This window comes from Adlercreutzia equolifaciens (assembly GCF_029076695.1).
GTDB classification, from domain to species: Bacteria; Actinomycetota; Coriobacteriia; order Coriobacteriales; family Eggerthellaceae; genus Adlercreutzia; species Adlercreutzia equolifaciens_A.
The window spans coordinates 1-418 of the sequence record NZ_JARFIK010000072.1; the positions used below are offsets into that span (position 1 = coordinate 1).

Sequence of the window (418 nt, forward strand, 5' to 3'; positions counted from 1 at the left end):
GTGCAGCGGTGCTTCTTGCCCGCTTCCCAGTCGCACGGCTTGTCCATGAAGGGCTGCCGTTCCACGGTGCGGACACGCAAGCTGCCGATGACGATGTGGACGTGGATGTTTCCCGCACTGTTGTGACCGTCCGGGTGGGTGCAGACGATGGCGGGATGACCGGGGAAATTTTCCTTGCAGAACTGCAAGCCAAGGGCTTGCGCCCGCTCCATGGTCAGGCCGTTCTCTACTGCGTCCTTCGGGTCGAAGCTGATGATATAATGATGGGCCTTCACGTCCTCCCGCCCGCCGTTCTTGCCGTACTTGCGATTGGCGATCAGGCAGGCCATAGCAAACGAAGATTCGCCGCACTCAAGGGTGTCGAGCAGGTACGAATCCCGTAGCTTGGGTCTGCCCTTCTCGTCCAGAATGGGCAGAC

The 418-nt window shown here is 60.3% G+C and carries 1 protein-coding gene; it reads right to left on the reverse strand.

The features are described 5' to 3' along the window. On the reverse strand, positions 1–418 hold a 418-nt coding region (locus PZH32_RS11520), incomplete at both ends, for a relaxase/mobilization nuclease domain-containing protein (RefSeq protein WP_275208395.1).